This window comes from Campylobacter sp. BCW_6463 (assembly GCF_001762785.1).
GTDB lineage: Bacteria > Campylobacterota > Campylobacteria > Campylobacterales > Campylobacteraceae > Campylobacter_D > Campylobacter_D jejuni.
This window is the reverse complement of the sequence record NZ_MJXL01000053.1, coordinates 1-8,461: the sequence shown is the minus strand read 5'-3', so window position 1 is coordinate 8,461 and position 8,461 is coordinate 1. Positions and strand designations below refer to the sequence as shown.

At 29.6% G+C, this 8,461-nt stretch carries 12 protein-coding genes and 1 tRNA gene; 5 read left to right on the top strand and 8 right to left on the bottom strand.

The window, feature by feature from the left end; all coding sequences use genetic code 11:
- Nucleotides 1-26 precede the first annotated feature (26 nt).
- The 5 genes from rpsL to AJ884_RS05835 all read left to right on the top strand — a co-directional run bounded on the left by rpsL (nt 27) and on the right by AJ884_RS05835 (nt 4,529).
- Nucleotides 27-413: a 30S ribosomal protein S12 gene (gene rpsL / locus AJ884_RS05855; RefSeq protein ID WP_002782934.1), complete on the top strand. Its 387-nt coding sequence runs from the start codon at nt 27-29 to the stop codon at nt 411-413.
- 69 nt (nt 414-482) lie between these two features.
- Complete coding sequence (gene rpsG / locus AJ884_RS05850; protein WP_002779471.1) at nt 483-953, top strand: 30S ribosomal protein S7; 471 nt, start codon at nt 483-485, stop codon at nt 951-953.
- Between the two features lie 12 nt (nt 954-965).
- Nucleotides 966-3,041: an elongation factor G gene (fusA, locus tag AJ884_RS05845; protein ID WP_002779472.1), complete on the top strand. Its 2,076-nt coding sequence runs from the start codon at nt 966-968 to the stop codon at nt 3,039-3,041.
- A 28-nt stretch (nt 3,042-3,069) separates the two neighbouring features.
- Nucleotides 3,070-3,146: transfer RNA gene (locus AJ884_RS05840), tRNA-Arg, on the top strand.
- Between the two features lie 180 nt (nt 3,147-3,326).
- Nucleotides 3,327-4,529 (top strand): tyrosine-type recombinase/integrase, encoded by a 1,203-nt coding sequence (locus AJ884_RS05835; protein WP_002875038.1) that lies wholly within the window; start codon nt 3,327-3,329, stop codon nt 4,527-4,529.
- Here the strand turns inward: AJ884_RS05835 and AJ884_RS05830 are convergent.
- From AJ884_RS05830 to AJ884_RS05800, 8 genes are all read right to left on the bottom strand, one after another.
- Nucleotides 4,526-4,696, bottom strand: a complete 171-nt coding sequence (locus AJ884_RS05830) for a helix-turn-helix transcriptional regulator (protein ID WP_002864902.1) — start codon at nt 4,694-4,696, stop codon at nt 4,526-4,528. The two genes, AJ884_RS05835 and AJ884_RS05830, sit on opposite strands and share 4 nt — an antisense overlap.
- Complete coding sequence (locus AJ884_RS05825) at nt 4,689-5,231, bottom strand: pentapeptide repeat-containing protein (RefSeq protein WP_070286506.1); 543 nt, start codon at nt 5,229-5,231, stop codon at nt 4,689-4,691. The genes AJ884_RS05830 and AJ884_RS05825 overlap by 8 nt, the downstream gene beginning before the upstream one ends.
- A gap of 1 nt (nt 5,232) precedes the next feature.
- Nucleotides 5,233-5,943, bottom strand: coding sequence for a Rha family transcriptional regulator (locus AJ884_RS05820; protein WP_070286505.1), 711 nt, complete (start codon nt 5,941-5,943; stop codon nt 5,233-5,235).
- Nucleotides 5,944-6,073: 130 nt separating this feature from the next.
- Nucleotides 6,074-6,235, bottom strand: a complete 162-nt coding sequence (locus AJ884_RS09640; protein ID WP_002810092.1) for a YlcI/YnfO family protein — start codon at nt 6,233-6,235, stop codon at nt 6,074-6,076.
- A gap of 13 nt (nt 6,236-6,248) precedes the next feature.
- Complete coding sequence (locus AJ884_RS05815; RefSeq protein WP_002861638.1) at nt 6,249-6,518, bottom strand: hypothetical protein; 270 nt, start codon at nt 6,516-6,518, stop codon at nt 6,249-6,251.
- Nucleotides 6,511-6,834: a hypothetical protein gene (locus AJ884_RS05810; protein WP_002861639.1), complete on the bottom strand. Its 324-nt coding sequence runs from the start codon at nt 6,832-6,834 to the stop codon at nt 6,511-6,513. The genes AJ884_RS05815 and AJ884_RS05810 overlap by 8 nt, the downstream gene beginning before the upstream one ends.
- A gap of 50 nt (nt 6,835-6,884) precedes the next feature.
- Nucleotides 6,885-7,724: a hypothetical protein gene (locus AJ884_RS05805; RefSeq protein ID WP_002861640.1), complete on the bottom strand. Its 840-nt coding sequence runs from the start codon at nt 7,722-7,724 to the stop codon at nt 6,885-6,887.
- A gap of 53 nt (nt 7,725-7,777) precedes the next feature.
- On the bottom strand, nt 7,778-8,461 hold a 684-nt coding region (locus tag AJ884_RS05800), incomplete at its 5' end, for a DNA-methyltransferase (protein ID WP_070286504.1).

Sequence of the window (8,461 nt, the reverse complement as noted above, 5' to 3'; positions counted from 1 at the left end):
TTACATTTTTAAAGAAAGGAATTATTGTGCCTACCATAAATCAATTGGTTAGAAAAGAGCGCAAAAAAGTTTTAGAAAAATCTAAATCTCCAGCGCTTAAAAATTGTCCACAAAGAAGGGGAGTTTGTACTAGGGTTTATACTACAACACCTAAAAAACCAAACTCAGCGTTAAGAAAAGTTGCCAAAGTAAGACTTACTAGTGGCTTTGAAGTGATCAGCTATATCGGCGGTGAAGGTCATAACTTGCAAGAACACAGCATTGTTTTAGTGCGTGGTGGTAGGGTAAAAGACTTACCAGGGGTTAAATATCACATCGTTCGTGGTGCTCTTGATACAGCAGGTGTTGCAAAAAGAACAGTTTCTCGTTCTAAATATGGTGCTAAACGCCCTAAAGCAGGCGCTGCAAAATAATCATTCATACAGACAAATCCGTTAGATTTGATTTTGTTTGAGTAAAATTTAAAATTTGAAGGAAAAATAATGAGAAGAAGAAAAGCTCCGGTAAGAGAAGTCTTGCCTGATCCGATTTATGGTAATAAAGTAATCACAAAATTTATTAATTCTTTAATGTATGATGGCAAAAAAAGCACAGCTACAACAATTATGTATGGTGCTTTGGAAGCTATTGATAAAAAAGGTGGCGAGAAAAAAGGTATTGATATTTTTAATGATGCGATTGAAAATATCAAGCCTTTATTAGAGGTGAAATCTCGTCGTGTAGGTGGCGCAACCTATCAAGTTCCAGTAGAAGTTCGCCCTGCTAGACAACAAGCTTTGGCGATTCGTTGGATTATTTCTTTTGCAAGAAAAAGAAGTGAAAGAACTATGATTGATAAACTTGCAGCTGAGCTTTTAGATGCTGCTAATAGCAAAGGTGCTTCATTTAAGAAGAAAGAAGATACTTATAAAATGGCTGAAGCAAATAAAGCATTTGCTCACTATCGTTGGTAAGAAGGAGTGTGTATGTCAAGAAGTACTCCTTTAAAAAAAGTTAGAAATATCGGTATTGCTGCTCACATCGATGCGGGTAAAACGACTACATCTGAAAGAATTCTTTTCTTTACAGGCATGAGTCATAAAATCGGTGAAGTTCATGATGGTGCTGCAACTATGGACTGGATGGAGCAAGAGAAAGAGCGTGGGATTACTATCACTTCTGCGGCTACAACTTGTTTTTGGAAAGACCATCAAATCAACCTTATTGACACTCCAGGCCACGTTGATTTTACAATTGAAGTTGAAAGATCTATGCGTGTTCTTGATGGTGCTGTTGCGGTATTTTGTTCAGTGGGTGGGGTGCAGCCTCAAAGTGAAACAGTTTGGAGACAAGCAAATAAATATGGTGTTCCAAGAATAGTATTTGTAAATAAAATGGATAGAATCGGTGCAAATTTCTACAATGTAGAAGATCAAATTCGCAACCGTTTAAAAGCTAATCCAGTTCCACTTCAAATTCCAATTGGTGCTGAGGATAATTTTAAAGGCGTAATCGATCTTGTAACTATGAAAGCTTTAGTTTGGGAAGATGATACTAAGCCAACGGATTATGTAGAAAAAGAAATTCCAGCTGAACTTAAAGAAAAGGCAGAAGAATATCGCACAAAAATGATAGAAGCAGTTTCTGAAACTTCAGATGAGTTGATGGAAAAATATTTAGGCGGAGAAGAATTAAGCCTTGAAGAGATTAAAACAGGGATTAAAGCAGGATGTTTAAGTCTTTCTATCGTTCCTATGCTTTGCGGTACAGCGTTTAAAAATAAAGGGGTTCAACCTTTGCTTGATGCTGTTGTGGCTTATTTACCAGCTCCTGATGAAGTGGCAAATATCAAGGGTGAATATGAAGATGGCACAGAAGTTTCTGTAAAATCAACTGATGATGGCGAGTTTGCAGGACTTGCATTTAAAATCATGACAGATCCATTTGTAGGACAACTTACTTTCGTGCGTGTTTATCGCGGTTGTTTGGAAAGTGGTTCTTATGCGTATAACTCAACTAAAGATAAAAAAGAAAGAATTGGTCGTTTGTTAAAAATGCACTCTAACAAAAGAGAAGAGATTAAAGTGCTTTACGCAGGCGAAATTGGTGCTGTTGTAGGACTTAAAGATACTTTAACAGGGGATACTCTTGCAAGTGAAAAAGATAAGGTAATCCTTGAAAGAATGGATTTTCCAGATCCAGTTATTTCTGTTGCAGTTGAGCCAAAAACTAAAGCTGATCAAGAAAAAATGTCTATTGCTTTAAATAAATTAGCACAAGAAGATCCAAGTTTTAGAGTTTCTACAGATGAAGAAAGTGGTCAAACTATCATTTCAGGTATGGGTGAGTTACACCTTGAAATTATCGTTGATAGAATGCTTCGTGAATTTAAAGTTGAAGCTGAAGTAGGTCAACCACAAGTTGCTTATCGCGAAACTATTAGAAAAACTGTTGAACAAGAATACAAATACGCTAAACAATCAGGTGGACGTGGTCAGTATGGACATGTATTCTTACGCCTTGAACCACTTGAGCCAGGTAGTGGATATGAATTTGTTAATGATATCAAAGGTGGGGTAATTCCAAAAGAATACATTCCTGCAGTTGATAAAGGTGTTCAAGAAGCATTACAAAATGGTGTTTTAGCAGGTTATCCTGTGGAAGATGTTAAAGTAACTGTTTATGATGGAAGTTATCACGAGGTGGATTCATCTGAGATGGCGTTTAAGCTTGCTGCTTCTATGGGCTTTAAAGAAGGCGCTAGAAAAGCAGGTGCTGTAATCTTAGAGCCTATGATGAAAGTTGAAGTAGAAACTCCTGAAGATTATATGGGTGATGTTATTGGCGATCTTAACAAACGCCGCGGTCAAGTAAATAGCATGGATGAGCGTGGCGGAAATAAAATCATTACAGCATTTTGTCCTTTGGCTGAAATGTTTGGTTATTCTACTGATCTTAGAAGTCAAACTCAAGGTCGTGCGACTTATTCTATGGAATTTGATCACTATGATGAAGTTCCTAAAAATGTTGCGGATGAAATCATCAAAAAAAGAAACGGTTAAATTGTTAGCGGGATTTTTCCCGCTTTCTGTCCTCGTAGCTCAGCAGGATAGAGCGCAAAATTCCTAATTTTGAGGCCGTGAGTTCGAATCTCGCCGTGGACACCAAGTAGTAATTCATTAAGTAATATTAAGATACAAAATACACTATTTTAACAACTTTTCTACATTAAAATTTTTCATTATGATTGAAATTTTTTCTATTTTTTCTTATAATTCTGTAGCCATTTATGTAGCCAAAGTAAAAAAGCTAATTCTGGCTACAAAAATACTAAAAAAGGTTTTTTAATGCTAACTCAAAAAGATATAGACAATTTAGAAATAAAAGATAAAAGGTATATGATTAGCGTAGGAGAACCAAAAGAATTATATGTCCGAGTTAATCCAACAGGTAAAAAAGTTTTTTATTTAAGAGCTTCAAAATTTAAAAATTTTATAACAATAGGGGAATGCCAAAAAGGTGTTTTAAATGTTACAAATGCAAGAGAAAAAGCAAAAGATCTTTTAAAATCAATGTATGATGGAAAATTTATCGGCAAAAATGATAAGGTTATGACACTTGAAAAAGCAAATTTTCTTTATGTTGATATAAAATCTAAAAAATTAAATTCAGCTACAATTAAAAAAGAACAGTCAATTTTTAAAAAATATATTATTCCAACTTTGGGACAAAAAGATATAAATGAATTGAAAAAAGATGATTTTTTACCTATTTATGATTTAATGCAGAAAAAAGGAATATACGAAACAATAAATAAAAATATATCTTTGCTATGTAGGATATTTGAGATTAGTAGGCAAAGAGGTGACTTAAAAACAGATATAATACTTCAATTGAAAGATTTAAAGAAATTTTACAATGAAGCAAATCACAATAAAGTTAAACATTTTAAAGCTATAGTAGAAGAACAAGAAATAAAAAATATGTTAGAATGTATGAAAGAATATAAAAATCATCCACGGACAAATACAACTATAATTAATGCAATTTATTTTACGCTTTTAACAGCACAAAGAAGTAAAAATATTCGATTTGCTAAATGGAGTGATATTGACTTTGAAAACAATCTTTGGATTATAAAAGCAGATGAAATGAAAGTAAGAACTAATGGTGATAATATTATCCCTTTAAATAAATATGCTTTAAAGATACTAGATATGCAAAGAATTTTAAATGGAGATAAAAAGTATATTTTCGCTAATAATAATGGAACTATTAGCGAGAATTTTGCTGTAAGATTTTTTAAATTTTATAATTTAGAGCACACTATACATGGATATCGTTCTACTTTTAGAAGTGTTTATACTAATAAAAGCAATGAGTTAATTCAGCAAGGTATTAGTAAAGATATAGCAGAAATGATATTACATCATATAAGCGGTAATGAAATAGAAAGGGCTTACAACAGAGCCAAGGCAATTGATTTAAGAGTAAAACTTATGCAATGGTATGGAAATTACTTAAACTCTCTTTGTGAGTTTTGCTTTTAATGTCTTTTAGCTTTAAGCCATTTTTCTATTTCTTTTATTTCATATCTTATGGATTTTCCTATGCGAATGTAAGGTATTTTACCATCCTGTCTTAACTTAAATAATGATGTTATACTAACTCCTAAATATTCGCTCAATTCTTTTTCTCTAAAATATTTTTTAACCATTTTCAACTCCTAATCTTTTATCTATAATTTCAAAAATAGTATCCTTATAATAATTCCAAAGCCATTTCTGTTCTTCGCCTTCTAAATCATCAACGCTTAAATTACGCCATTCTTTTATTGTTTTAGTATCACAGCCTAAATTCATCATAGTTTTTGTAAAAGTCATAACATAGGTATCCAAGACAACGCTAAAGATATTTTTCATATCTCCTATACAATCCCTAAGATCTACATTTTCAAATATACAATTTTCAAATTCTGTTCTTAGAAAATTACAAAAATGGAAACTTGCTCCACTAAAATCGCAATCTATAAAAGATGTATTTTTACTTGAAATATCATTTAAATTAGCATTTTTAAAACTAGCTCCATTTATAAATGCATTATTAAAATCTAATCCACTTAAATTTATATTTTCCAAGTTTGCATCATTTAAAGAAATCCCTTCTAAAATACAATACTCAACTAATTCTTTTTCACTTTTTCTATCATCTTCTATAATGATAGTTTTATCTAATCTTTTTAAAACTCCCAATTTATCTCCTTAATATTTTTTTCCATTTTTCTTCGTATTCTTCATAATTTTTCCAATAAATAAGCTCTTTTTCAAGCTTATTTAAAACAGCTTCAAAAACAGTATCTTTACCTATTTTTTCTGCAACTAAACTCATTTCCCATTCTTTTATACAAAGAATTCTGTAATCTTTTGCTAGTATTTTTCTAAGCTCTAGCAATTCTTCATTGCTAAGTTTTCTTTTAAAGCTTAACTTATTTTTATTTTCTAAGTCATATTTTAGGGCTTTGATTTTATTTTCATAATGTTCCTTTTGTTGTTTTAATTGAGATTTATAACCTATTTTTTGATGATGATTTAAAGAATTAAGCCTTAGATTTTCATCGCTTAGGGTTTTAAATCTAGCTTTTTCTTGTTCTTGTTCTAGACTTCTAAGCTTTTCTTTCATTTGATAAAAAGCAAAAACTAAAACTTTTTTAGCATTTCTAACACTTTCGCTATTTTTCATATAAGTTAAAAGTAGCGTTGCTTGCTGTTCGTTCAGATAGTAAATCTTTTTGTTAGTCTTTGCTATTTTTTGAAGTTCAAAGCCTAGTTTCCCAAAACATTCTAAATCTTGCTTGTAATTTCTTATAAGTCTTTGTATGGAATTTATATCTACTTTAGATATTGTAGAAATTTTATTTTGGTCTGTAACTAAACCGCCATTTAAAGAATAAACTAAATCATTCATAATATAATCCTTTTTCAATGTTTAATTATTGAAATAATACTATATTAAGAATGATTTGTCAATACTATTTAATTATTTTTTCATAAAAATAATAATGATGTAGCATTGAAATTAGATTAACGCTCGGATTTTAAATCCGTTCGTTTTTAATATCATCAATAAAAAGATACATTATATACTGGTTTAAAGACACTCCAGCTTTTTCAGCTTTTTTTTCTAGTTTGTCTTTTAGCTCATTTGGAATTTTAATCTGTAAATTATAACTCCCCTTACTTTCTTTCTCTTCTGCCATATTACTCCTTTCTTTAAATAAATTTATAAATAATAAAAGCTAATGCTATTATAATCAACCACATGTATATTCTATCGTAATTATTTTTTATAAAAAATACATATTTGTTTTTCTTTTTTAATAACTCCCTTTCTCTATCCAAAGCTTCAAAATATAATTTATCATTTTCTTCCTCGTAAATTTCTATTTCTTGTTTTAATTTGTTGTTTTCTTCTATTAGTCTATTATTTTCATTTTCATAATCTTTTATCTCTTCCTCTATTTCTTGTAATGTTTTATTCATACTTATGCCTTTTATTAATCTTTTTGAGCAATAAGTCTCTTTTGTTTAGCAATTCTTCATTTTCTTTTCTTAGTTCTTCGTTTTCTTTTTTAATAATTTCTAATTTGCTTAATGCCTTTTTCTCTTTAGATGGCATAAAAAAAGCAATAATATAAATTGGACTCAATAATAAGTGCAATAATATTTCAAACAAAAAACTTATAATTCCAATAGGTATCATTAACAAACATCCTAAAAGACTATCAGCTTCTCTTTTATATCCAAGAATAGCTAAAAGTATCAAAAATAAAAGTATTGCTATAATTACTTCAATCATCTTTAAATATTTCTTTTCTATATTTTTCTAAGTTTTGCATTAATTCTCCTTTATTTAAATAAACTTTTTTCTTGTGTATAACTTGGCTCAATAATGCCTTTGATATCTTCTAAAAAATATTCATTTTCTAAAACTTCCAAATCTTTGCTAATATAGGTTTTAGAAATTAAAACGCCTTTTATCTTATCCCCGTAAGATAGTTTTATACTTCTGTCTTTGAGTTTGTTTTTAAAATTTTCATCATTGATTTTAACTTTTATAACCTTGTCGTTAATAATTTCCCATTTACTTTCTCCGGTTAAATCTGGCTTTTTTATTATAAACGCACCTTGCATTTTACTTATTTGCTCCTTAACTCCATCAGCTGTTTTTGGGTTATAATCAAATGTTTCACTTATTCCATATACTTTTTCTTCAAATATTATCATAGGTTTATGTTTAAACTCCTTTGCTTTATGTGTTAGATCTGATACACAGGTTAATAGATTGGTTTCATTATTGTTGTATCCAAAATCTTTTAAGTCGCTTTTTTCTATAATGTTTTTATATTCTTTTGGAATATCTTGGCATTTTTTATCTTGTATTTTCTCTAAAATCATTTTTTTAGATTTTATAAGCAAATCAGCAAGTAATTCTCTCGGATTGCTAATATAATGTTTTATATCATCATCGCTTATTTTGTTAAGTTTTTCAGCAATCCATATTCTTATAGAGCCTTTTTCTATAGATTTAATTTGAATATTTATATCAATTTCTATACCAAAAACAGATACTAATGAATTATTCAACTTATCAATACTTAGTAAAAAATCTGTAATTTTTTGGAAAAATAATGTAGCATTTTCTTCATTAAAATATTCAAATCTTAACTCATAAGTTTGTTCTGACATGTATTTCTTTCTTTATTAATAATTATTCTTTTATTATTTTATCAAAATTTTACTTAAGCAAATAGACTTCTTTCTATATGTTTAAACATAATTTCATTAGCACTTTTAAAAAAGTCTTTTTTAATCTCAAAGCCATAAGCTTTGCGGTTTAAATTTGTCGCTGCTAAAAGAGTGCTACCACTTCCAGCACATGGATCTATAACAACATCACCTGCATCTGTAAAAATAGTGATTAATCTTTCTAGTAATTTAACAGGCTTTTGTGTGGGATGTACTTTAGGAATACCTTCATCTTTTTGCCAATCCATGCAGTTATAAATCATCTTTCCATCATTGTTAAATTTTGGAAGTTTTTCACGATATAAGATTAAAGCATATTCACAATTTCCAACTATTTTCATATTTGCTTTTAAAACTTGAGATGATCCTTGTTTTCTAAAAACCAAATTTATATAATGATTAAAGCCATATTTTTTAGCTACTTCAATTAACATTGTTTGTTGTTCAAAAGAGCAAAAAACAATCATGCAAGGACTTTTACCGCATTCTTTAGGTTCTTTTATAAGCATTTTAGAGCAAAAGTGCATAAATTCGCTAACTCTAAAATCATTATCTGTATCAAAAAACGCCTTGTTTGCTTTTTTGCTTTCTCCATTTTTATTATCCCCATTTATATACCATTCAGGAGATGAAGCATAAGCATTGTTGCCTAAATTATAAGGAATATCAGCTATTAC